Here is a 25,815-nt window from a genome sequence, read left to right as displayed (position 1 = left end):
ATAGATACAGGTTAGGTTTTATTCAAACAAAAACTCTTGAGATGACAAAACATAGCTATTTAAATTATTCTGAAAAAAAGGGTACTGCAACTACAGAATAGAGGCGCCAAAAAACTTTCACAGGAACAAAAAAAGTATGAATTTTGAGCTTTGAATTTAAGCAGAAAGCCATTCGGTTTTACCAAAACAACAGGTACTGCAACTACAGAATCGGAAGGACCCAAAACTTTCACAGGTATCAAAAAAAGATGAATTTTGGAGTTAAGATCACCAATACTAACCAGTACCTCAAAAAACAATCATATTAATCATACATAAATAGTAAAGAATAGTGAAATATTATGGAAAAAAATGAATTAACTCCAAGGAAAGAATTAAAAACCTATTTTGAAACAGGTAAACATCCAACGCAAGGCCAATTTTCGGAACTGATAGATTCTTTAAGACATAGGCAAGATGCTCTGACCAATAAAGAAATGATAATACTTGCCAATAGTCTGGCACTTATAGATAATGGATTCATTTACTATTCTACAAACAACATTGGAAATCTGAAATTCCGGATTGTTATTAGCTCACAAAATGAAGATGATCAGGTGGTCACCGTAAGACAAACTGACAATGCTGTGGAAAAGCAATTCTTATTAGGGAGTGCTCCTTACACTTTTAAAGTAAAAGAAATAGCAGAAGAAACATTAAAAGAAACTGAATATTATCTTTTGAGATATGAATTAAGTCAAAGCTATGCGATTTTGAGAATGTTTGGAAATGGACTGAATACAATTCCTGAAGGTTTCGATTTAGGATCACTGGAGGGAAAAAGGTTATCTGTACACATTTATAAACTGGATATGGGAAGAAAGATAAACGTTATCAATACAAATATTAAGTTTGTTAATAAAACTGAAGTGCCTATACAGTACAGAGTAAGTGGATCTAACTGGAGTGATAGGTTCAGAGTTGAAAATACTGTTACTGATCATTATGATATAGGTGATAATTTAAGTTTTAATTATAAGGCAGACCTTACGGAATCCAATAAATCTATACAGTGCGATATCTTTGATGAAGATAAGAATAGTCTTTTAACTACAGCCCACTTATATGCCGGACAAAACCAGGATGCTTGGTATGGTGGTGATATAAATGGAATCAGAAATGTAAGAATTGAATGTAGTTATTCTATCAATGAAAAATAGTCAGACCAGAATATCTGAGCAGCAATCAATAGCACAAAATATTTATACTCGTGAAATAAAGATACTGGCATAATCAAATTTGCCAAAATAGACTTCAAAATAAAGGAGTGTAAATTTCAAAATCAAGTAATCTATCCTCCGATTCTTAAAACTAAAAGGTCTGCAACTGCAGAAAAGAGTAACCAAAAACTTTACAGGAATTACAAAAGAATAAGTCCAAAACTTTAAAAACATAACAAAAATAACCATTGAACCCAAAGGCAACTAAGTTGTAAAGAATAATAAAATATCATGGAAGAAAATAAAATAACCCCAAGAGATCAATTAAAAACTTATTTTGAAACAGGTAAACATCCTACACAAAACCAATTCTCGGATCTGATAGATTCTTTAAGACATAAGGAAGATGTTCAGACAAAAAGAGAAATGATGATTTTTCTTAACCAAATGGCATATATTGATAATACATTTATATATTATTCTTTAAATAACGTTGGAGATCTGGAAATCCAGATTGTTGTCACTTCATCAGATGAAGAAGATCAGGTAATCACAATGAGAGATTCCACCAAAATGGGTACAGTGAGACAATACTTATTAGGTAGTGCACCTTATACAATCAAAATTAAGAAAATAACAGGAGGTGGTGATTTAAAAGGAACCGAATACTATAGTTTTGGTTATCAATTAAGTGCGAGCTATTACATTCGTAGATTATTCGGAAACAATCTGCCTGCAATTCCTGATGGGTATGACTTTGGGGAGCTGAATAACTATAATATACCCATAGAGATTCATAAAGAAGATATTCAACAAAAAGTAAGTGTTGTCAATACAAATATTAAGTTTATTAATAAAACTGAAATACCTATCCAATATAGGGCATACTCACAATATTGGGGGGATAAATATAAAACTGAAGATTCTGTTACCGACCATTATGATGTATGGGATTTCCTGTATCTCTATTATAATGCAGATCTTCGGGAAATCAATCAATCCATACAATGTAATGTGTATGATGCGGATCTTGACACGCCTTTAGTAGCCGGAGTTTTATATGCTGGACAAAGCCAGGATGCCTGGTGGGGTGGTCAGGTAGAAAAAGTAAGAAATATAAGAATCGAATGTAATTATATCATCAATGAAAACTAATCAGATTGGAATATTTGGGTAACATCATTAAATTTCGCCAAAATGGAGCCAGTGTGAATTTTGAAATCAGGCAAAAATCAACTGATTCTATAAAATAAGAGTTACTGCAACTACAGTACAGATACAGCAAAAAACTTTTATAAGAACAGGAAAGTGATTAATTTTGAACTGTATATCATAATATAGTAATTACTATTGATAACAAAACAAGCCGTATCCTTTCTATCTTGAGGTCACAAGGCGGCAGAGAAGTAATCCATTACATTTTCATTACTAAAAATACAACCTCAATCCGGTAAGATACTCGGCGATGAAAACTTTTCACACTAGAATTTCATCCGAAAAGCGAAACGACGGCTGTCATATCTATTTTTTAAAAGCAACTCATAAATTCTGTGAACACAGAAACAGGAAATGTATTGCGGATGATGAAGAAACGTGAGTTGTTAATTGTAGGTGTAATGTTTTGTTTATTAGTAAGATATGAGTTGCTGCAACTACAGGATAGAGAGGCTGGAAAATTTTTATAGCACCAAAAAAAGAATCAATTTTGAACTTTACATCGTAATTGGCAATCAGCTCCGGAACACGGAAAGAATAAGCAAACAAAGAAAACTAAAATACCATGGAAGAAAACAATACATTAATCCCAAGAGAGGAGCTGAAAACCTATTTTGAAACCGGTAAATATCCTACAGAAAGCCAGTTTGGAAGATTCATAGATAATTATCTTCATTTAAATGAGCTTAATTTCGGACTGGATGTAAAAGCATCAGCAGATTGGACTGCAAAATATTATCATTTCTATCGTGCCGGAAACATTGAAAAATCAGGACGGGGACACATCAACCTGGAAGCAGAATATGGAAGCGAACCACCGCAGATAGAGAATTATGTACATGCTTTCAGCAGAAGTGTAAGCTATAAATATTTAAAAGTAAAATTATCAAACGAATTAGATATTGATAAATACAAGCCTAAGATTATTATAAAACGTTACAAACAGAAAAAAAAGGTCAAGGGTGGGATGAAAGATGCAGGCTTTTACAAAGAACAGCTGCTAGATGCACAATCCTTGGGCAGAACGTCAGAATATCCTGTGACCTCTAAAGAAATGATTCTGGACATTAATCCTATTCATTATTTTAAACCCGGATCAGAGTTCAATGAATTTTATCCATCGGGAACACTTACCAGACCGGGTTCATTCAGATATACGGTTCATCATAGAAAGCCATTTTCTCTTATTCAGATGCTTTTGGAGATTGACATCAATGGAAGAAAATATACATCGCATCCCGTTACGATAAAAATTATCTTGGGACGGGACATGAACGATTTGGTTAATTATCTTATTGATTAATCACACACATACCTCAATCGGAGAGATTCTCATTAGCAGGACACCTCTTCGCGCCTGGAATCCCGGAATTTTCTGATGTGTAAGCATTAGAATCTCTTCCCGGAAGCAGAGTAATAGATCTTTGGATCTGCTGTTCTCTTTCAGGCGTAGATTAACTCTTTAAAAAAGCAGGACCCCCATGATGGAGCAACTTTCCAATAACAGCTGCTTTGGCAGTTGTGGAGAGATACTCGAATGTGAGCTACTTTCCGGTTGAGGTTTCTTTAAGCAAACTACCAAATATAATATAACCATCCTTGAGGTGTGTTGCACACTATTTAAATATATAAAACATAAAACATACCTCAATCGGAGAGATTCTCATTAGCAGGACACCTCTTCGCGCCTGAAATCCCGGAATTTTCTGATGTGTAAGCATTAGAATCTCCTCCCGGAAGTAGAGTGACGTGTCTTCGGATCTGCTGTTCTCTTTCAGACGTAGATTGACTCTTTAAAAAAGCAGGACTCCAATGATGGAGCAACTTTCCAATAACAGCTGCTTTGGCGGTTGTGGAGAGATACTCGAATGTGAGCTACTTTCCGGTTGAGGTTTTTTAAAATAAACACAAGATAGGTGGAAGTATCTTAAAAATAAAAAAGAAGCAGTACACCAGATCTTAAAAAGCATAAAAACCAATGGAGTCAGAACAATTACAAAAATTATTTACTCATTTAGAAAAGGTTATTACATGGCGTATAAACAATCCATCAGAGGATTTTAGTGTAGGAGCCCCTGAATTTAATACCAGTAACCATGAAAACTTTCAATTAGGAGATTATATTTCAGGGAAAGAGCTTGCCCACCAGGAAGTTGTGATTCTTTTAATGGCTTTATTACCACGTTTGGATCCATCATTGCTGAAACGCATTTATTTGGAGTTTCCGGGTAGTGCGCTGTTTGACTTCTGTTCAACCAACGATAGCGGCAGGCTCTTTTATCCTACAGTTCACGCTGCTCAATACATTTTAGGAGGGGATAGTATTTCAGAACGATTAAAAGCACTGGATTATTTCGGCCCGAAGTCGGTTTTGAGTAAAGAAGAACTCATTGTTTTTTCAGGTTCAGCTCAAGAGAATGCATCAATGAACAGTCAGATAAGTGTTCATGAAGAAGCCTTTAATAAAATCATTTTTGGCCTGGAATTATTACCGAAAATGAGCAATGATTTTCCGGCAGAACGAATACAAACCCATCGGTCATGGACAGATTTGATACTTCCTCAAACTACACTGGATGAACTTAAGTGTATTGAGAACTGGTACAATAGCAGCCGGATTCTTATGGAAGACTGGGACATGCAGACAAAACTTAAACCAGGGTTCAGGGTATTGTTTCATGGAGAACCGGGAACAGGAAAAACGCTTGCCGCCAGTCTTTTAGGGAAATATACCCAACGCCCTGTTTTCAGAGTGGATGTTTCTATGCTGGTCTCAAAGTACATCGGAGAAACAGAAAAACAATTATCTAAACTGTTCGACAAAGCAGAAAATAAAAACTGGATTTTATTTTTTGATGAAGCAGACGCCATTTTCGGAAAACGAACCTCCGTAAAAGATGCTCATGACAAATATGCCAATCAGGAAGTTTCTTATTTGCTGCAAAGGATAGAAACATTTTCAGGACTTATTATTCTGGCATCCAACTTTAAAAATAATATGGATAAAGCCTTTACGCGACGCTTTCATAGCTGCATACAATTCAATAATCCAAAGCATGAAGAGCGTCTGCGTATCTGGCAGCAAAACATACCAGAACAATTACAACTTGAAGATATTGATCTGGAACAAATTGCCCAACGGTATGAATTAACCGGTTCTAATATTATGAATATCATACAGGATGTAAGTTTAAAGACAATTGCATTAAAAGAGTCTGGTTACAAAGTAAATGTAGACATGTTATTAGACAGCATCAAAAAGGAATATGTAAAAGAAGATAAAATATTTATGTAAAAATTTGAATTTCAATCAGATTTACTGGAATTGAAATCAAAGCTATAAACCTGTTCAATTTTTAAAAACTAAAACTAATGAAAGCGAAAATTCTGCTATTAATCATATTGAGCAGCTTTATATTGGGCTGCCGAAGCAAACAAAAAATCACAACCACATACAAAGAGAATACAAAAGAAACAGAAAAAGTGAAAGTTGATTCTTCAAGCTTACAAAGTTCACAATCAACTCAAAGTAAATCAGCTGATGTAACCTTGAAGGAAGAGACCAATGAAATGTCGGGAGATCTGTTGATTAAAGGGAAATCTGATGCATCTAATCCCTTTGTTTTTCATAATGTGATAGGGCGTGATACCATTCAGAGTATTTCCATTATGGGAAATGCAGAATATTCCATCAATAACCATTATGCAAAGATTAATCATGAAAAAGCAGAGGTTAAAAAAGAGGAATCCATCCATGTTATTCAAGATTTGACGCAGAAAACGAGTTCAAAAGAAACCATCAGAGAAGTGGCTTCAAAAGTTTCTGAAGAAACCAAAAAAATTGAATCAAACGGATTTGAAATCGTAGCCTGGATTTTCATTACAATTCTTGGAATTACTTTAATACTCATCTTTTTCACCTATAAATATTTTAAGCTATGAAAACATCACAAAAAGGAATCAACCTGATTGTATCATTTGAAGGTTTCAGTTCAAAGCCGTATCTGGATTCTGCTGGAATTCCGACAATTGGGTATGGTAATACTTACTATCCCGGAGGAAAGAAAGTAACCATGAAAGATCCAGCGATCACGAAAGAAAAAGGAATAGAGTTATTTTCATCTGTTTTACCAACTTATGAAAAAATCGTCAACAGTAAAATTAAAGTGATCCTTACTCAAAATCAATTTGATGCTCTTGTATCTCATACTTACAATACAGGTGGATCAGATGGATTATTTTCTTTGATTAATAAAAAAGCTGATGAGCAGGCAATCAGAAATTGGTTTACCACGAAATACATTACCGCCGGAGGAAAAACACTAAACGGACTTATCCGCAGAAGAAAAGCTGAAGCTGATCTGTTCTTTTCTAAATAACAATTCCCACATAATAGTGGGGATTTTAAACCATCTGTTATCATTGGAAAGAAATATCCAAAGCCAGGTGCGGCCTTCCTTGTTCCGGCTTCAAACTGCTCATACAGTTCAAATTTCAAGCAAAGATTTTATAGCATCATTGTAATATTTTGAGATCGCAAAAGTGGAATCAGCTTCATTGATTCTTTCTAAGTGAATGCACTGCCATATAGCTTCATCTGCAAATATGACCTTCTACGCTCCTTTAAAATGTCACGCCATAGAAATAATCTTTAAGCCATTCCCAATTATCAATTTTACCAAAACTAATTATCAATTATCAAATGAGTACACCATTACATACAATTTTCAGTTGGTTTGAAACTGGAGATTTTCCAACAGAAACCCAGTTTAAAGACACGTTTTTATCTTTTTATCACAAAGATGACTCAATCCCTGTGAAAAGTATTGAAGGGTTTGAAGAAATTTTTCAATTATTTGTCAGTGCGGAAGCATTTCAAAAGCACTTAACAGACCCGGCGGCTCATTCGGAATATCTGGCTTTACTGAATGCCGGTAATCTAACGCCAGCTCATGTTGACAGCTGGAAAAATAAACTTGGAATTAAAAATGTTGCTACGGTAGACAGTCCTGAGCAGTTAGGCAATGTATACACTAAAATACAGGTAGACGGCTTTGTTGATGAATTGAAAGATGCAGATAAAGACCTGGCATCCGATATAGAAAAGATTAAAAAGATATTGTTGTCTAATGATCTTTCTTTGGATGAGCTTCAGGAAATAATCGATTTCATTAAAAAAAGTCGTGAAGATATTGAAGCCTTAAAAGCTGTTTCAGGGCAGACAAGTGAAGATAAAGTAAAGCTGTTATTTGACTATAGTGGGGTAGGCAGTCCGAAAAATCAACAGGAATTTAATAAGCAGATCTATGATAAGGTTTTGCTCATCTCACAAACCCCTACAAGTGCAGTAGTGCAGGTTACCGGAAGTGCCGTATTTACTAATACACTGGAAACGGAAAATGTGATCATTCAGGCCCGGGACAGTGTTACAGGTAAAAAAATAAATATTGACGATTATGCAACCAATCAAACCATAGAGGTTAAGATGTTAGGCGATCTCGCCAATCCAATTAATATTCTCATTTTAAAAGTTAAACCATAAAAAAAATAAAAAGCTATGAATAATAACGCAGTAATAAGTAATAACGCACATCAGGATAATTTTTTTGGTGAGTTGCAACGTACCCGATTTCATTACCATGATACATTACCTGATACAACTGGAGTTCCTGCAGGTTGGATAATCGATTATAAAGGGCAGCTGCATCAATGGAACGGAACAGGTTGGATTAACCTGGCCCAAAATTATGTACATCCGGATTATCCACTGACCAATAATCCATTTCAGACAGATCAAACAAGTGGACTTCTATTGCTAAGTCAGATCCTTACCAATAGTTCAGGGCATGTTATTAAAGTAGCAGGCCGAAATCTTACCAACGCAGATATTGTCTCTATTTTTCTGAATGATGCTACTCAGTCAGGAACCTATACATGGTCATCCAATAAGATTAAAACTTATATTGAAAACTTAGTAGGACAAAGCCTTACAGGAGCATTGATTTATCAGCCCGGAGGTTACACTCCTTCTACTACTCAAGGCTCAATGACGACTCCATCACCCGTTACGTCAGCTACCATTAAAACAGGGATGGTATGGGTGATTACATCAAATGGCTGGGTGGGCAATGAACCCGTTTCTGTGGGTGATCATCTTATTGCCAATACCGATGATGCTTCCAATGCGCCTAAAAATTATCAGATTATAGAAAAAGGGATTCCTGACATTGTAGATGCTACAGAGTCTGTGAAAGGACTGATCCAGATTGCTGCAGACGTTGAAGCTATTGCAGGAGTTGATCCTAATAAAGCAATGACTCCCAGATCTACGAAAGCGGTTCTGGATGCAAAAATTAAATCCAAGACATGGCAGATCGGAGACGGCTCTTCCGTTACTTTTCCCATTACTCATGGCTGGAATACCCTGAATGTTGATTATATCTGTTACCGCAATACCGATAACAGAAAAATAAATGTAAGCTGTGTGACAACATCGCCAAATGATGTACAAATAGATGTATTGGCACCTCTTACCCCGAATGAATATAGAATTACTTTAACTGCAAGACTAGACTAATGATTGCTCCTGAATATTTTAACAATCACATCGCTGTAGAAGGCGAAATAATTGTGAAAAGTGTTCCAAACGATTCAGGTTCTGTAATGGTTTGGAATTCTGTAACGAAAAAAATCAGCACAAGAACCCATGCGGAAATAGTTTCTGATTTAAATTTAGTAACAACGAATACGTATCAGGATATACCGATAAGAAAATCCTTCTCAGGAGCTACAGGTAATGCTTATAATGCAGTTGCTTTAGAAGTAAGAGGTAATGGTACATCTGATACAATTTACCCCGCAATTTCTTTTCATCAGCCGGGTCTTTATGCTGCCACACTGCAGTATAGGTCAAACGGTTATTACTTTATGAATATCAATGGCAATGCTTTTGATTATGTGAGATCCGCCGGGTATTATAAAGACGGGTCAAATGATGAAAGATTCCTTACAGGTGCCGGCGGAGACTATGATTCCCGAAGAAAAGAAGACTCCTGGTATCATTCCGGAAGAAACTTCCCGCAGGGGACATTCATTGAAACTGATGTAGATTATTCTGTAGACTACGGAGACCAGTTTCTTTTAGAGATTAAAGGTAATATGTACGGAACTGATCAGCCTCTAGATTGTAAGATCCAGGGCTATATCTATAACGGTACTATTATTTCTCACAGCGGCTATTCCACATTATATTACTGGAATGCGATTACTGCATTAAACTTAAACGGTAAACTTTGTTTTTGGTTCACTCAATTGTCTTATTGGCAGGGGTTTGATGTAAAAGTAACTGTTGGATATGGAGGTTTAGATCAGGGAAGAAACCGGGTTACTTCAGTTTCAGATAGTCCGGATCCGGGAGGTATAAAAAGAGTTCAGATCAATCTTAAACATTTACTTACAAAAGAAGAGTTGGTTTCTGGTAATACTTTCTGGGAGAAGAAAGATACAGGTGGCTATTGGGTATTAGATTCAGATAGACCTATAGCAGGTTTAAACGGTACTAATTCTCAGGTTATTTTATCAGGTGGCTTACTGGCTTCTTCTGCTTATGCTGATTCCCAGTTTATTCCTCCTTATGGAATACATTCAAGAGGTTTTGTTCAGACAGATGAAGGATTTCAAAACAGGTTCTACAAAGTAGATGAAAGAAATAGAATCTGGTCATTTGCAAACGCAGATACTTATGGACTTTCTTATTATCAGGGAAATGCCAATAGCTTGAATGAAGGTATAGGTTTTCATTTTGGAGATCCGGATCATCCTACCCATTTTCTGGGGAGGTCAGGTCAGATTTATTCTAAACAAGGTATTTATTCTACTTCATTTACTACAGGTAATAACCAGGTTTTAAATTATAGTAGTCCATCTACATTATATGTAGGAAATCCTACTATTAATACTATTATAGAATCTAATAACAGTGATATAATCCACTATAAAAATGGAGTAAATGGAGTGGTTTGGGATGCTCATAATTTAGATCCGTCAACATTTGTTAATGCATCAGCTTTAAATAATTATGTTCCCTATAATGGCGCAGCACAGGATGTGAATCTTGGGGCAAAGGATTTAGAATTTAATGGAGGCGGATCAATAAGTAAGCACCAAAATAATGTAAGAATATTTAATAAAGTTTATCAGGGCTATTATGATAATGGAGGCCATACAGGTATTTTAGCGATTAAAATGCCGCAAGCTTCACCAGATCAGGCTATGTTTAGTATTGATATTAATATTTATGGATATGAAAGTCAGTACTTAGGAAAAGTGAACGTGGCTTTCTATAAATATGTATCAGGGAATATGATCACCAATGGTTCAAAAGCGATATGGGAAGTAACAGATAATTTTCCTACAACTACCGCAAGAATCGGAATTGGAACTGATGGATATGTGAGTATTTTATTAGGAGAATCGGATACATTCTGGAATGGGTATTTTTCATTTGAAGTAGCTAAAGTAGAAGTTAAATATGGAAACTATAATCTGGATTGGAATCTGGGATGGTCTCATGCGATAGAACCTAACTTTGACTTATATCCTTCCAATATCATTACTTTACCTTCTGATGTAGTCGCTACAAGAAGTTGGTTAACTAATTTTGCGGACAGCAGTTACATTCCTAAAGCTGTTCAATATAATGATAACTTCAACAGCCTTGGAGGGTATTCCAGTTCCGGAGTTTACAGAGCAAACAATAACGCAGGAGGCGTTCAGCATTTATATAGTCCTATGCTGCACATGGGGGCTCAGGACACTACAGCACAGTTGCAGATAAAATATAATGATGGTAATGCAGATGCAGGAGAATTAGTCTACAGAAGCGGACACAGTGGTAACTGGACGTTATGGAGAAGAGCCTGGGATAATGTAAATTTCAAGCCAAGTGATTATCAGACAAGAAATACGGATGAAATTATATCGGCAGCAAAATCTTATTATAACAGAATACCTTTCAAACTAAAAAATAGTTCATATAAATCCTGGTCCATTCAGAAACCTACCAATAACAATTTAATATTGGCGCCCTCTGTTACAAATAATGCAGAAGATTGGGATGTAAGTAATGGTATAGAATTCACTGATGCTGGCCAGGTTTTATCAAAAGGTTTTAATAAAATCGGGTATAATGATAACTACCTTTTAACTGCAGGCGGTGGCCAGAGATTAACCTCAGATTTTGTATCATCTTCAGACTTAGGAAACTATCTCAGAAAAGATGGTGGTACTATGACAGGTGCTTTTAATATAGAGACATCTTCTATGTTAGGTAAGTGGAAAAGTACAGCACAGACAGGGAATTACCTGACCTGGCAAAAATATGATGGGGCTAAAGATATAGCGTATATCGGAGCTGATGGAAATTCTGCCGTATGGGGCGGGACAGGAGATAGTTTTGCAATGAGAGCTGTAAATGGTGGTGATTTATTATTAAGTTCAGATAGTGGTGTTGTTAAAATTCAAGGGGGTATTCCCTGGACTACTAACAATTTTAATCCCGGAGACTATTTAGCGAAAAGAGGTAATCATCAGGATGCAACTGCTGTAAAAACAGATTATCCTTTAAGCGTTACAGATTGGGCTTCAGGTACAGGATTCCCGTCTACTTATGGTAACTCTTTACATATTGCAGGAAGTAATACATGGTATCATAGAATAGATTTTCCTTTATTCAGCAATCATCTGGAGTATTGGCAGGCGATTAATACAACAACCATGACGAAAAAAGGGAACATTCCTTTGTTGTCAGATGGTGAAACGCTTTGGACCAATAATAATTTTAATCCTGATGCTAAAGTTAATTCTGCAGAAAATGCTCAAACATTAGGATTCTCCAATGGTTTATCTGCAGGTGCACCTTACATATACCATAGAACAGATGGTTATGTATTTTTAGCAACACACAATTGGGTCAACAGCAAGTTTGTTAATGTCGATGGCCAGCAGGATATTACCGGACTGAAGGTTATTAAAGGTAGAGCAAAAAATACAGGTACAGGCTGGGGTAATACCAGTGCATCAGCTGAATACTCTTTTTTAGTAGAAACTGAAAGTGGTTCAAATACTGATAATCAATACACCGCATCCATCGGGTTTTCCTCAAATAGCGGAACACAAGCTGGTATATATGTAAGAAGTAATGACAACAATGGTACATCTATGGCTTTTGCAACAACGAATTCGTTTGCAGCAGGACCTCAGATAGCAATGACTATTGATAATTATGGTGCCGTTAATCATGTAAGATCAAGACCAACATTTCAGGGAAATACAATTTGGGATGCCGGTAATCTTACCACTACGATGATAAGTAACTGGAATGATAAGTTTAAAGAATTAAAGTATGTTGCTGATTTAAACTTAGTTTCTGAATCTGGAATTTACAGGCAGGAAGCTCCGTCTTCCGGGTTTAATTATACCACTACTTTAAATCTGAACTCAGCTGATGGCAGACAGCAGTTAACCATTGACAGAACAGGAGGTGGTTTAAAATTCAGAGGAAGTTATTCAGGTTCCGGAGATATAGGATGGCAGCCCTGGAGAACAGTCTGGAGTGATTTGAATTTCTCACAAAGTAATATTAACAGCTGGAATTATATGTCTAACAATGGCATTATTGTAAACCAGCAATTTACTATTCATACAGGTAATGGATTAATGGTTGCTGATGAATATAATGGCGGAGAATCTGGTATATATAATGAACAGGATGGCTTCTATTTAGCTGTATTGGAAGGTGAGTATTATAAATATTCAAGTAAATATAATGGCTGGGAAGGTATTAATTTCAATAGAAAGAACTATAATATTGGTATAGGTACAGATGCTAATGGTGCCGATAAAGTGACTGTTTCAGGCTCTGTAAAGGCTACTGAAAATTTTAAATCAAAGGATGAAAAACCTAACACTTTATTTATCCCGGACGGAAGTCTTTCCTATCTTGATGATGAGATTATCAATGAAGACTCCAGAATGAGATTATCTCATGGTATGATTGAGCAGCAGCCGGGAGTTCAGTATTATGATTCTGATAATAGGATGTTGGCAATCAGGTGTTTATATGGTGAGCATTTTGTATTAGGAAAATGTTTCCGGGGTCAAAGAATATTGGTGTTAAATGCTAGTGATAATTGGCAAGGATTTGACATAAAAAGTGCAGGATATTCATATAAAATACCACCTTATAGCTCTATTCAGTTATTTGCCTGGGATGAAAAGACCGTTTATAAATATGCGGAAAATAAGATGTATTAAAATGATTAGTCATAACTAATATTAAATGACGTCACCTATCTAAAGTGGCGTCATTTGCTCATTCGTCATGCCGGGATTAATACTTTTATAGGTGATGAAGTTCCTTTGAAGCAGATTAAAGGGCAATTACCGTTATTTATCAAATAAAATTGGTTCTAAATTAGTGAACAAGTGCCCAAATTAAAACACCTATTCCGGCATAAACAGTAACCGTAATGATATCAGCTATGGGTTGTGAAAAGCGTTTTTCTGCAATTTTTTCGCTGTTGATCTGGTTCTTATGAAATTTCAGAACTTTTTTAGGATTATAAACAGCATGGGCAACCAGACTGTCGCTTTCCCATCTGTCAACTATTATTTTATAGCTCTTCCCATCAACGTCAATCTTAACATTTTTGTTAGGAGCAAGCTTCTCCTGAATATTAACCGGAGCAGGAGGTTGAGCGGCTACATTTTGTAGCTGCGTCGAGGTATTATTAGCTAAGTCGGCTGTTTTTTTCTGCCTTTGCTTATTATCGGTTGTTGTATCCGGCTGTTTTTTTACCTGATAAGTATAGCAGCTGGTGAGAGAAAATGATATGATGATGAGATAAAGATACTTTTGCATTAGCCAAATTTAAGAATTAAACGGAATATTTGGCATTTTCTTTTAAAAGATCGTGTTTTTATGAAAATCAGCTCTGATAAATGATTGGGTTCGTTTGAATCTGTTGAACGGTAAGTTTACTGCAACTACAGAACGGAGAGGTCAAAAAACTTTCACAAGAGCTCTAAAAACAAGAATTTTGAACACTGTAATTACAAACAGTATCATTCCTGTTTTCCAAAAATAAAGTTTACTGCAACTACAGAATGGAAAGGTCAAAAAACTTTTATAAGAGTATAAGAAAAATGAAATTTGAACTCTGAATCATGTGAAAAGTCAGTGAGTTCAAAAGATAGCATACTAGGGAGCAGGCGGGAAGTATTGTAAAAAAATGTAGTTAAGTAATCCACTAATTGACAAGGTAATAAAATAAGGGTGAATCAAAATCACTCAAAAAATATAGAATTCCATTCAAGGCGATCAGCCTATAAAATAGGTTAGGTTTCGCAATTGTCAATTTTCAAAACTAATTTTCAATAATTAAAATGAGTACACCATTAAATATAATTTTCAGTTGGTTTGAAAAAGGTGATATCCCTACAGAATATCAGTTTAAGCAGACCTTTTCTTCATTCCGTCATTTAGATGAAAAAATCAAAATGGATGAGGTGGCAGGTTTAAATGAAGCTTTTCAAAAAACACTGTCCGTCTCAACTTTTACCGATCATCTGGAAGATCAAAACGCACATATTTCAGTGCTGGCAAAGCGTAATGCATCCAATCTTACGGATGCCAATGTAGAGGAATGGAAAGAAAAATTAAAAATCAAATTAGCTGCTACTATAGATGGTAGTGAAGAGACTGGAAATGTCTTTACAAAAGAGCAGATCAGAGAAATAGTCAATGTATTTCAGGCAAAAGATGATGAAATGCTTGAACATATCAGGAGAATTAATGAAATATTATCCTCTGATGATGCCAATGTTGATGAACTTCAGGAAATCGTAGACTATATCAAAGAAAACAGGCAGCAGATAGAACTGCTTAAAGAAGCTGTTATCAGAAATATTTCAGATGATAAAATCAACCTTGCCGGGATTTATTCAAACTGGGGGAGCATTACTTATCAAAATCAGTTTAATGATTTGGTTTATAATAAAATTAAAAATATCGAAGACGCAGCCAGCGCCGAAAAAATTAAACATGAAGAAAGAGTTAGGGGAGACTCCAGGATAAAACATGATCTTGATACTTTAAGCTTTGTGATTGATGCTTACGACACAGTGACAATGTTTACAATACCCATTAAGGTAAGAAGAATAGACACCAATACTATAGAAGTGCTGTTTGACTCATTACCACCCAATATAATTCAGTTAACAATTAAAAAAATATAATTATGGACATTAAATACGCTTATTATCGAAGCTCTGTAGGATACAAAATAGAGGGGAAAACAGACAATGATATTGTAACCGCAGGCGGCGGTACAAGGGCAATCAATTCTTTTTGGCATGACGGAAACTTAAATCCGTTAGATTATGTACCAAAAACAAGAACTTTAACAATTAACGGTACAGCCTATGATTTGTCAGCCAACAGATCATTTACAACGCCAGATACCATTACGCGTTTGAAAGGAGGTACATCCGGTACATTGGTTTCCGGAGATGTTACTCTTGCAGCAGGTGCTAATATGACTGTTAACCAGACCGGAAATACAATCACATTAGTTTCTACAGACACTACCTACAGCGCAGGTAATGGTTTGACATTGTCAGGAACTTCATTTTCCTTACCGGTTACTACTTCGGGTACAGGAAATGTGGTTACGGGAATTACCCAGACAACCAATGGATTAACGGTAAATCTGGGTTCTATGCCCACTTCATCAGATTTAGCCAATTATATTCCGGTATCACAAAAAGGAGCCGCGAATGGGGTTGCTGCACTGGATGCATCAGGACTGGTGCCTGCATCTCAATTGCCATCTTACGTAGATGATGTTTTGGAGGGATATTATAAAACTGCTGACGGGAAATTTTATAAAGAAGCTGGTTATACTACCCTTATCACTGGTGAGACAGGTAAAATTTATGTATCCCTTGATACCAATAAAACCTACCGATGGACTGGAACTACGTTCGTTTATATCACCTCAGGTGCCGTAGATTCTGTAAACGGATTAACGGGGGTTGTAGTTTTAAACAAATCTCATGTAGGCTTAGGGAATGCTGATAACACGGCAGATGCAGCGAAAAATGTTCTTTCCGCTACAAAGTGGACCACTCCAAGAACGATTACGCTTTCCGGAGTTACTGCAACAGCACAAACTATTGACGGTTCCGGAAATGTAGCAGTACCTGTTACTGCTGTTCCTGCGACATTATTAACAGGCACTGCAGCAGTCAATACAACCGGATCAGCTGCAAAATTGACAACCCCAAGGACAATTTCTGCTTCAGGTGATGCTACATGGACCGCAACTTTTGATGGTTCTGCCAATGTTACCTCAGGGTTGACATTAGCTGCAACAGGAGTAACTGCCGGAACTTACGATGAGGTGACCGTTGATGCTAAAGGTAGGGTTATTGCTGGAAATAATAATGTAAAATCATATACGACCTCTATTTCCGGATCATCAGGTGTGGTACACAATTTAGGAACCAGAAATGTAGATGTTGCCATGTATGATACGGTAACCTTTTACAAAATAGACGGCAGAATAAAATTAACCGATCCGAATAAAATAGATGTTGAATTTGATTCTGCTTTACCTAATGCTGTATCCATAACAGTAACGCGTAAAGATATTTAACATGGATGTAAAATACGCATATTATAACACTTCTAAAGGCTATAAAGTAACGGGTGGCACAGCTGCCCAGTTTTTAAAGGCAGATGGTTCTCTGGATAACAACTCTTATGTTAATAAATCAGGGGACACAATGAGTGGTACCCTCACATTAAATCAGGCCGTAAGCAGTACGATAAGAAAAGATTTATCTACGATAACAACAGGAACCGGATTTGCCAGAGATATTTTGCAGTTGGCAGGTTCTAATGGCGTAGTGGATACTGTTGGGTGGTTTGGCAATGTAGATGCGGAAGGTACTGTAAAAGTGACATATGGTTATTTAGGTACAACGGCTTACAATACTACCAAGGCGCTCCTGTGGACATCAGATCAGAGAGTAGGAATCGGATTAGGAGGAGCCTCATTACCAATCGATGGATATAGGCTGCATGTTTCCGGGAATAGCTATACATCCGGTAATATAGGTGTTGCAGGAGCAATTAATAGTACTGCGGGTGAACTTCAGGTTCAAAGGCAGGGAGTAAACAGAATTAGAACAAATTCTACCATTACATTAATTTCAGGAGAGGGCACTTCCGGAACCATTTATTTGAGACCTCAGGGAGACTTAACAAGTACAGGGCAGGTAACTATCAATGCTAATAATACTCAGTTTACAGATGGTTATAATCTGTTATTTGGAAATCAATTGGCGGCAGGATCTTCTGTTTTCCATACTAATCTGCCAAACTCCACTCATGGCTATGGAATGTGGTTAGCCCATAATTTACAATTTGATGGTACTGATTTTATCCAGCCAAGAGGATCATTAAACTCATTGGGACTTTCAGTGAATAACCATAAAACTTTTTCATTTAATTATGCGAGTGCCAGTGGTACAAATGGTAGTGTTCCGACATTAACAGAAGTCGTGAAAATTAGTAATACCGGTAAAATTACAACCCTAAATGATGGAACTTCTTCTGATTGGATGTCAGCTTATAATACAGGTCTTCTTTACAGAGGTGTTTTAGGTCCTACAGTAGATTTAAATAGTATTACTTCTACAGGATGGTGGGTGCAGACAGGAAATGCAAATGCAACTTCTGCCAATAATTATCCCGCAGGCTTAGCAGGTCAATTAAGAGTTTACTACACTTCAACCCATATAGTTCAGGAATATACTACTTATGCCAATAACAATGATGTCTATAGGAGGTATTATTTCAGTGGAACGTGGTATCCCTGGACAAAAGATTGGGATTCAAATGATTTTTCTGCAGCCAATATAAACAACTGGAATACTGCATTCAATTGGGGAAACCATGCTAATGCAGGATATCTTTCGAATGCTGTATTATCTAATTACTACACAAAAAATGAGTCTTTAAATACATTCGTTGGAAAAAGTGGAGTTGAAACAATAAGTGATACCAAGACATTCACCCATAGTCCAGTTATTCCCGCAGGAACTTTAGAGACTCATGCGGTCAACATAAAGCAGCTAAATACAAAAGCTAATGGTCAGGAAAATGCTTTGGCTGTAGGATTTTCGTCCGGAAATATACCTACTTCAGATGGAAATGCATTTCCATATATGTATCATAGCTCAGGATCATATGTAGCCTTGGCAACACAGTCTTATGTACAAACAAACTTTTTAAGTACCCCGAATGGTACATCCGTTATCATTTCAGGTACAAATCTGAATAATTACCTTAAAACAGGCTTTTACAGGGGAGTGGGATTAACCAATGCACCTTTAAATAATAACGGCTGGTGGTATGTGGTCATTGAAACCCACGATGGTACCTGGATAAAGCAGACTGCAACTTCATTTGGGTCGAGTAATACAAGTAATATAACCTACCAAAGGACTATGAGTGGAGGCAGCTGGTCTGATTGGGCACAAATCTGGACTACTCAGGATTTTAGCACAGGGAATATTCAGCAATGGAATTATATGGCTCAGTATGGGTTACAGCTCAACTCGGACTTTACAGTAAATACCGGATCAGGTTTAGCTATTTCAGATAATTATCTCAATAGTGCCGAGTCAGGTATTGTAGATATTCATCAGAAAAGATTGTTAGCAACGAAACGAAAAGAATATTACTCTTATGGTTCTGAGTATAATGGGTTTGGAGGTTTAAATTTTCACACGGAGTTGAGTCACTTCGGAATGGGAAGAGAGGCAAATGGAGGTGATAAGTTAACGGTTGAAGGGTCTGTAAAAGCCAGTGAAAACTTTAAATCTGAAGATGAAAACCCGGATACAATGTTTATTCCTAATGGCAGAACAGCGAGTCTCAAAGATGAAATTGTTAATGATCAGTCTGATCCTAAGGATTATGCCGTTAGATTAGATCCGCATGAATATGAATTCTCTTCCAGCAATCTTAGCATAGATGATAGAAACAGGCTTATCCATATTATTGGAGAACAGGCTAAAATGGTGGTGAATTTCAAAGAAATCTACCCGAAACAGCAGATCGTTATTTATAACTTTGACAATGGTGGGGGTACGATGGGCGTTGATGTATATGGCAAAAGAATCTATAATATCAGCCCGGGCTGTTTCCTTAGATTGTATGTGACAAATTCACGAAGAGTGATTGCAGAACAGGAACAGAACTGTAAGTTTATCTGGTAAGAAAAATAGAATAGATATTTCAGGATAGAAATTGAAAAAATATCGCTACTTGTTTAAAGTGGCGATATTTTTTTGTGATCCTGCTGTTATGTGCTGTTTATTTTTAGTTTACATGGATGTCATTATACAAGTTATCAACTACTTTTTCTAAAATTTCTCCTGTTTCATTAAAGCTGGCGTTTGTCAGTATGGATATCCCTATATTTTCTTTAGGATAGATCAAAAACCAATTCTGCATTCCATATATCCCTCCGTGATGTCTGTAAATTAATTGATGATCATTTTCTATGATGTACCAATGGTAACCTTCCCAAAAATCAGAACCTTCTTTATATAATTTTTTATGAGATTCGTTGACAATAGGATTTGATGGGTCAAGCTGCAGTTTCATATATTTTACCAAATCCGTAGTTGTAGAGTGCAATCCTGAAATTCCACCCCATAAAGTTCTGTTGAAGTTGGGCATTAGCTCGTTTTTATCGTTATAGCCTTTTACCAGTCTTGTTCTTTCATTTTCAGTGAGTGTAAACTTAGTTTGGTTCATTGTATTGGGTTTCAGAATAAATTCAACTACCAATTCCTCAAAAGATTTTTGATACACTTTTTCAAGTATATATGCGGTCAGCTCCGGGGCGGTGTTTGAATAGGAATAGGTTTCTCCGGGCTTCATTTCAATGTTGATGAGTTTTAATCCTTCAAGAAAAGCCTTTTTGTTTTCACTTTTTATAGGGAAATTAGGGAATCCACTGGTATGGGTGATGAGGTGTTTGATTCTTATAGGTTCATCTTTAAATTCCAAATTGGGATAAGGTTCGTCAAGATAGATTCTGATATCATCCTCTAGATTTATTTTTTTATCAAGCACAGCTTTAGCGGCTATATAACCTGTAAAAGTTTTGGTTACAGAAGCTAATTCATAAAGTGTTGAATCGTTGGGTTTGTTTCCTTTTCCAATAGTTAATTCTCCAAAATGTTTTATGGTAGATTCTTTATCTTTTAGCACGGCAACGGAAACAGAATGAAATCTTTTGTCCTCTAATAGCTGAAGAGCATTTTTTGTAATTGCATTTTCAACATTTTGCGTATGGATTGGGCGGACACTTTTACACCCAAGTAAGGCAAAAAATAAAATAGGGATTAAATATTTCATAGCTTCTAAATTTTAGTTTGACATTCATAATCTGATGCAAATATGCTGTAGAGAATCTTAAAAAAAGTCCGTATAAAAAAAGTCGGACTCATTTTAATGAATAAATGAGTCCGATTATTTACAATCCAAAGTTTGATTATTTGCAATTATTTAATTATCAGCTGTTTCTGAACGCTATTGGTGTTTGGTTCGTATATTTTTTAAATGAAGTATGAAAAGAAGATTTTGAATTAAAACCTACTTCATATAAAATTTCTAGCACCGTATATTCTTTTTTGGTAGAATCTTTCAGAAGAGTCATTGCTTTTTTAACGCGGTATTCATTCACAAAATCAAAAAAGTGCTGATTGAGGTGATGGTTAATTAATACAGACAGCTCACGAACAGGAATATTCACCTGATCTGCCAGTTCCTGAATTGTTAATGAAGGCTCTAAGAAAGGTTCTTTTTCAACCATAAATTTTTTAAGCTGTTCGATCTGAATATTTTTTGTTTCGTCAGTTTTATTTTCAGTTTCCAGTGTTTCTACAAAATCTTCTGTCAGTTGTAGGGTAGAATCAATTCTGCGAAAAAGCTCAGGATAATTTAAAGCCTTTAAGATAAACCAACAGGCAGCCAATAAAAAGGAAGTTCCTGCCAGAATATGCAGCCAGATAAACAGATCGTTGTATGTGGTATATCGTATTATATTTTTAAAAATAATACATATATGGATGAATAGGAAAATGATGGTAAGCTGAAACAGCCATTGGTATAACAAGGTGTTGGGATTGGTGTAGTTTTCAAGATAAATCTTCTTGTTTTTTTTGAGGATCATGAATACGCCAACGATATAAAAGAAAAACTGCAGTTCCCCGATGAGTTGATATACAAACATTTCAGGGGAGTTCCACATCGTTGTAAAGAAATCTTCTTTTACGGCACCTTCTGCAAGATAAAGTCTTGGAACTAAAATTAAATTAGCAACAATGAAAGGGATAAGATGCAGTAAATGCTTTCTTTTTAAGGTGAAATCAGAATAACAAACGGCATTCACATACAGATAGAAAAGAGGCATTACCAATAAGTAAGCAGATATTTTGAAAGCTTTCAGATTATAACTCTCCACAAAAAAGTGCATGAAAATTCCGCTGATATCAATAGCATTAATGATAAGGAACGCTGCAAATAATCTGCTCTCAAGTTTTCTTTCTGTTTTTACCGTTAACAAAAACACGGAAAGCAGCAGCGATACAAAAACGGCAATCACAGCAATAACTTCCAGAAAACTTAATTTGTCCATGGTAATCTTTTTTGTAAAAATAGGATATAAGTAATCTATTTCAGAAATTTTTACAGATCTTTTAAAAATAGTTTCAATTGTTATTGTGGTGGAACTACAAATATTACGATTCATTACTGCAGGGGAAATATCCGTCACATAGTGGACATAAAGAAAGACAACTATTAAATAATTATCTCTTTAAGTGGCCTGTACGAGTGTATCTTCAAATGCTTTTATAGATGATTTGGTTCGCTTAAGCCAAATTAAGCAAAAATCATAAAGCTCATTTTTGTCAAGTAATTTCTATTAGATTAACAAGATTATCAAAATATAAGGACTGTGGTCCTTTTTGAATATAAAATTTATTCAGATTTTGTAATAAGAGAAGGTAATTAACCTGATCTATATACCAATCGGCAGGTTATATACAATTACCTATTAAGAGATGGCAAAAAGATTTTTCTTTTTGCCGGATGGAGTCATTTCATTTTTATTACAACCTTTCCTTTCGCGCGTCCACTTTCAACATATTTCAAAGCGTCATTGGTCTGTTCATAAGAGTAAATCTTGTCAATTACGGGTTTGATAACATCAGCTTCAATTAACTTGGTTATTTTCTCAAGTTGACTTCCACTCGCTTTCATAAAGAGAAAAAAGAAATCTACATTATGTTTTTTCGCTTTTCTTCTGATGCTTAAACTAAGTAATGATAATACAATCTTCAAATACCAAGGCAATCCAATTTCGTTTGCAAACTCCGGCGGTGGCGGACCAGAAATGGAAATGACCTTACCTTCTGGTTTTAATATGTTGATTGATTTTTCTAATGTTTTATTATCCTGACTGTTGAGTACAACATCGTAATTTTTAAGCATTGTTTCAAAATCCTGTGTTTTGTAGTCAATCAGAACATTTGCCCCTAAATTCTTCAATATCTCGAAACTTTTTGCACTTGCGGTAGTTGCGACAGTAGCTCCCAAATGTTTTGCCAATTGAATCGCTATGGTTCCCACACCACCTGATCCTGCCTGGATGAACACTTTCTGTCCTTTCTTCAAATTCGCATTTTCAACCAATGCTTGCCAGGCAGTCAATGCCACCAATGGAATAGAGGCAGCTTCTTCCATCGTTAGGTTTCTTGGTTTGAGCGCTACATCATTTTCGTTAATGGAAATATATTCAGCAAAAGTTCCGATGTGAAAATCTGATACTCTCGAATAAATCTCATCACCAACTTTAAATCTCGTCACATTTTTTCCAGCCTGTGTAACTATTCCTGCAACATCATGACCCAAGATCAATGGAAACTTGTATGGTAATAACAATTTGAATTCTCCCTTTTTGATTTTAGAATCCAAAAGATTTAAACTCGCTGAATGAACTTCTACCAAAACGTCATTGTCACCAACTCTTGGGGTCGGAACATCTGCAAGCTGAAGACCATCTTTGGTGTATTTGTTTATAATGTATGCTTTCATTTTTAATTTTTTAAAAATTGATGACTCTTTTTTGGATTAATGATATTAAATGCTATTTTCGGAAAGAATCTATTGACAAAATTAAAGATTTTTGAATCACCCACGTGAATTATGTGATGATCTTTTGACAAACCATTTATCAGTTCTCTGATCTATTTAGCTCCAATTTAAAATATTTATTTTTTTCTTATTAGATAGTTTAAGTAAATTGCAATAAATTACTTAAACGATGTCTGATTTTCCAGTGTTTTTCGATTACATAGAAAAAATATCGGGCAAATTGCTTTCAGAAGACGACAAGCGTTTGTTGATGGCATATTTCAAGCCTAAAAAACTTCGAAAAAGACAATATTTTTTACAGGAAGGAGATGTATGCAAATACATTGGGTTTATTGTGAAAGGATCTGCCAGAACCTTTGCGGTAGATGATAAGGGAAATGAACACGTACTGAAGCTATCTGTGGAAAATTGGTGGCTGGCCGATTTTGAAAGCTTTTTTCTGTTGACCCCAAGCCGTTTTAATATTGAAGCACTGGAGCCACTTGAGATACTACAGTCAACCAATGCTGAAATTGAACAGTTTCTAAAGCATATTCCCGCCTTTTCAGCGATGACGAATGTAATCAATCAAAATTACGCTATTGCAGCTCAAAAAAGAATGCTGGCCTCAAATAGCTATACAGCTGAAGAACGTTATGAAGAACTGATCAGAAGTTATCCTCATTTCCTGCAACGGTTTCCGCAGAACATGATTGCTTCATATCTGGGTTTATCGCCAGAAACTTTGAGCAGGATAAAGAAAAACTTTTTAAAATAAATTCTTTTTATATTAAGCGTATAATTCATGATGAATGTCGACTAATTAAATTGGAGATTATACATAAGATTTTTCCCCGAATGAGAACTTTTCATAATAATCAGCTAGGAAATCACGTAAAATATAGCAATTCTAAATTCATCATTTGATATCAATCATATTACATAGGTTTTCATATTAAGACTAAGTGGTTTTTCAAGCTGTTTTCTCAGCAAATTCCCTACTTAAAAAAATATTTTGCTCGAATAAAAAATAAGGCTAAAAAGGATTTTATGCCGTTTTGATCTTGGCTGGTTTTGTTTCCCGGGTGTTTTTAATAATATTTTAATTTACAGTATTACAATTGGTTATGAGCTTATTTTGATTTGGGTCATCAACCTGACTTGACCCATATCAAGCTTACTTAATGATGTATGTCAACCAACGCTTCATCACAGGGTTGCATCTTTGTATAAGCTTCAGAACAAAAATCTGAAGGATATTAACAAACAAAAAAGTAATGAGTAAATTAAAAAACAAAGTAGCAGTAGTAACTGGTGCAGCAAAAGGAATAGGTGCTTCAATCGCAAAACATTTTGCCCATGAAGGTGCAAAAGTCATTGTAAATTATGCTTCAAGCAAAGAAGCAGCGGATAGTGTAGTAAAGGAGATAACAGATCATGGAGGCATAGCCATTGCAGTACAGGCCGATGTATCTAATGAAGCTGATGTGAACAGGTTGTTTGAAGAAACTAAAAAAACTTTCGGAACCTTAGATATTTTGGTAAACAATGCGGTTTTTCAACAATTTTTACCTATCGAACAGGTATCGACAGAAGCTTTTTATAAGCATTTCAATGTCAATGTTTTGGGTTCTATATTGACTATCCAAGCATCTTTAAAGCTGTTTGGAGATAAAGGCGGCAATATCATTAATATCAGTTCGGGTGCAAGCAAATCGCCGATGGCGGGAGTATCGTTATATTCTTCAACAAAAGCAGCATTAGATGCAATAACGATTTCTTTGTCGAAAGAACTGGGTGTAAAAAACGTTCGTATTAATTCTATTTTGCCAGGCGCTACAGAAACAGAAGGTGCAGTTAGTGCTGGTGTTACCAAAGGCAGTGATTATGAAAAAATGTTTGTTGCCAATACACCACTTGGCCGTAGAGGTCAGCCGGAAGATATTGCGAAAGCTGCCGTATTTTTGGCTTCTGATGATGCAGCCTGGATTACAGGAGAGCAAATAAGCGTTTCCGGTGGTATGTTTGGTTTTTAAAAACATTGAAAGAACTGAAGATATGGGTATGTTATTGCATAGCAAATAGTGTTATCGAAATAAATAAAAATGGCGCCACTTGTCT

Annotated in this window: 18 protein-coding genes; 14 read left to right on the top strand and 4 right to left on the bottom strand. The window is 35.8% G+C overall.

The genetic code is table 11. The annotated features are described in order from the left end of the window. Positions 1–341: 341 nt before the first annotated feature. The 9 genes from DYR29_RS07715 (at position 342) to DYR29_RS07675 (ending at position 13,727) form a co-directional block, all read left to right on the top strand. A complete protein-coding gene (locus DYR29_RS07715; protein ID WP_213279991.1) occupies positions 342–1,199 on the top strand; it encodes a hypothetical protein in 858 nt (285 codons plus the stop codon). 291 nt (positions 1,200–1,490) lie between these two features. Next, positions 1,491–2,354: a hypothetical protein gene (locus DYR29_RS07710; RefSeq protein ID WP_213279990.1), complete on the top strand. Its 864-nt coding sequence runs from the start codon at positions 1,491–1,493 to the stop codon at positions 2,352–2,354. Between the two features lie 625 nt (positions 2,355–2,979). Next, positions 2,980–3,717, top strand: a complete 738-nt coding sequence (locus DYR29_RS07705; protein ID WP_213279989.1) for a hypothetical protein — start codon at positions 2,980–2,982, stop codon at positions 3,715–3,717. Positions 3,718–4,392: 675 nt separating this feature from the next. Continuing rightward, entirely contained in the window at positions 4,393–5,709 is a 1,317-nt protein-coding gene (locus DYR29_RS07700; RefSeq protein WP_213279988.1) for an ATP-binding protein, read from the top strand. Between the two features lie 77 nt (positions 5,710–5,786). Further along, complete coding sequence (locus tag DYR29_RS07695) at positions 5,787–6,356, top strand: hypothetical protein (RefSeq protein WP_213279987.1); 570 nt, start codon at positions 5,787–5,789, stop codon at positions 6,354–6,356. After that, positions 6,353–6,793, top strand: coding sequence for a lysozyme (locus DYR29_RS07690; RefSeq protein ID WP_213279986.1), 441 nt, complete (start codon positions 6,353–6,355; stop codon positions 6,791–6,793). The genes DYR29_RS07695 and DYR29_RS07690 overlap by 4 nt, the downstream gene beginning before the upstream one ends. A gap of 323 nt (positions 6,794–7,116) precedes the next feature. Then, on the top strand, positions 7,117–7,956 hold the full coding sequence (locus DYR29_RS07685) for a hypothetical protein (RefSeq protein WP_213279985.1): 840 nt from the start codon (positions 7,117–7,119) through the stop codon (positions 7,954–7,956). Between the two features lie 15 nt (positions 7,957–7,971). After that, the gene (locus tag DYR29_RS07680; protein ID WP_213279984.1) at positions 7,972–8,991 is read left to right on the top strand and encodes a hypothetical protein; all 1,020 of its coding nucleotides are present in this window, start codon (positions 7,972–7,974) and stop codon (positions 8,989–8,991) included. Continuing rightward, complete coding sequence (locus DYR29_RS07675; RefSeq protein WP_213279983.1) at positions 8,991–13,727, top strand: hypothetical protein; 4,737 nt, start codon at positions 8,991–8,993, stop codon at positions 13,725–13,727. Before DYR29_RS07680 ends, DYR29_RS07675 begins: the two co-directional genes overlap by 1 nt. Before the next feature lie 160 nt (positions 13,728–13,887). Here the strand turns inward: DYR29_RS07675 and DYR29_RS07670 are convergent, their stop codons facing one another. Continuing rightward, positions 13,888–14,334, bottom strand: a complete 447-nt coding sequence (locus DYR29_RS07670; protein WP_213279982.1) for a hypothetical protein — start codon at positions 14,332–14,334, stop codon at positions 13,888–13,890. Between the two features lie 524 nt (positions 14,335–14,858). Here DYR29_RS07670 and DYR29_RS07665 point away from each other — a divergent pair. From DYR29_RS07665 to DYR29_RS07655, 3 genes are read left to right on the top strand one after another with little or no spacing between them, the layout of a single operon-like run. After that, positions 14,859–15,710 (top strand): hypothetical protein, encoded by an 852-nt coding sequence (locus DYR29_RS07665; protein WP_213279981.1) that lies wholly within the window; start codon positions 14,859–14,861, stop codon positions 15,708–15,710. Positions 15,711–15,712: 2 nt separating this feature from the next. Beyond that, positions 15,713–17,131: a hypothetical protein gene (locus DYR29_RS07660; RefSeq protein WP_213279980.1), complete on the top strand. Its 1,419-nt coding sequence runs from the start codon at positions 15,713–15,715 to the stop codon at positions 17,129–17,131. A 1-nt stretch (position 17,132) separates the two neighbouring features. Beyond that, positions 17,133–19,763: a pyocin knob domain-containing protein gene (locus tag DYR29_RS07655; RefSeq protein ID WP_213279979.1), complete on the top strand. Its 2,631-nt coding sequence runs from the start codon at positions 17,133–17,135 to the stop codon at positions 19,761–19,763. Positions 19,764–19,866: 103 nt separating this feature from the next. Here DYR29_RS07655 and DYR29_RS07650 read toward each other — a convergent pair whose 3' ends face one another. The 3 genes from DYR29_RS07650 to DYR29_RS07640 form a co-directional block, all read right to left on the bottom strand. Beyond that, the gene (locus tag DYR29_RS07650; RefSeq protein ID WP_249413649.1) at positions 19,867–20,913 is read right to left on the bottom strand and encodes a serine hydrolase domain-containing protein; all 1,047 of its coding nucleotides are present in this window, start codon (positions 20,911–20,913) and stop codon (positions 19,867–19,869) included. A gap of 157 nt (positions 20,914–21,070) precedes the next feature. After that, the gene (locus DYR29_RS07645) at positions 21,071–22,195 is read right to left on the bottom strand and encodes a helix-turn-helix domain-containing protein (RefSeq protein WP_213279978.1); all 1,125 of its coding nucleotides are present in this window, start codon (positions 22,193–22,195) and stop codon (positions 21,071–21,073) included. Positions 22,196–22,656: 461 nt separating this feature from the next. Next, positions 22,657–23,655 carry an NADP-dependent oxidoreductase gene (locus DYR29_RS07640; protein ID WP_213279977.1) on the bottom strand — a complete coding sequence of 333 codons (999 nt, stop codon included), beginning with the start codon at positions 23,653–23,655 and terminating at the stop codon, positions 22,657–22,659. 229 nt (positions 23,656–23,884) lie between these two features. Here DYR29_RS07640 and DYR29_RS07635 point away from each other — a divergent pair, with 229 nt between their 5' ends. Both DYR29_RS07635 and DYR29_RS07630 read left to right on the top strand, forming a co-directional pair. Continuing rightward, on the top strand, positions 23,885–24,472 hold the full coding sequence (locus DYR29_RS07635) for a Crp/Fnr family transcriptional regulator (protein WP_213279976.1): 588 nt from the start codon (positions 23,885–23,887) through the stop codon (positions 24,470–24,472). A 499-nt stretch (positions 24,473–24,971) separates the two neighbouring features. Further along, the gene (locus DYR29_RS07630) at positions 24,972–25,730 is read left to right on the top strand and encodes an SDR family NAD(P)-dependent oxidoreductase (RefSeq protein ID WP_213279975.1); all 759 of its coding nucleotides are present in this window, start codon (positions 24,972–24,974) and stop codon (positions 25,728–25,730) included. Positions 25,731–25,815 lie beyond the last annotated feature (85 nt).

The sequence above is a fragment of the Chryseobacterium indologenes genome, assembly GCF_018362995.1.
GTDB classification, from domain to species: domain Bacteria; phylum Bacteroidota; class Bacteroidia; order Flavobacteriales; family Weeksellaceae; genus Chryseobacterium; species Chryseobacterium indologenes_G.
The sequence above is the reverse complement of the archived record's forward strand: the minus strand, read 5'-3'. Positions and strand labels throughout refer to the sequence as shown.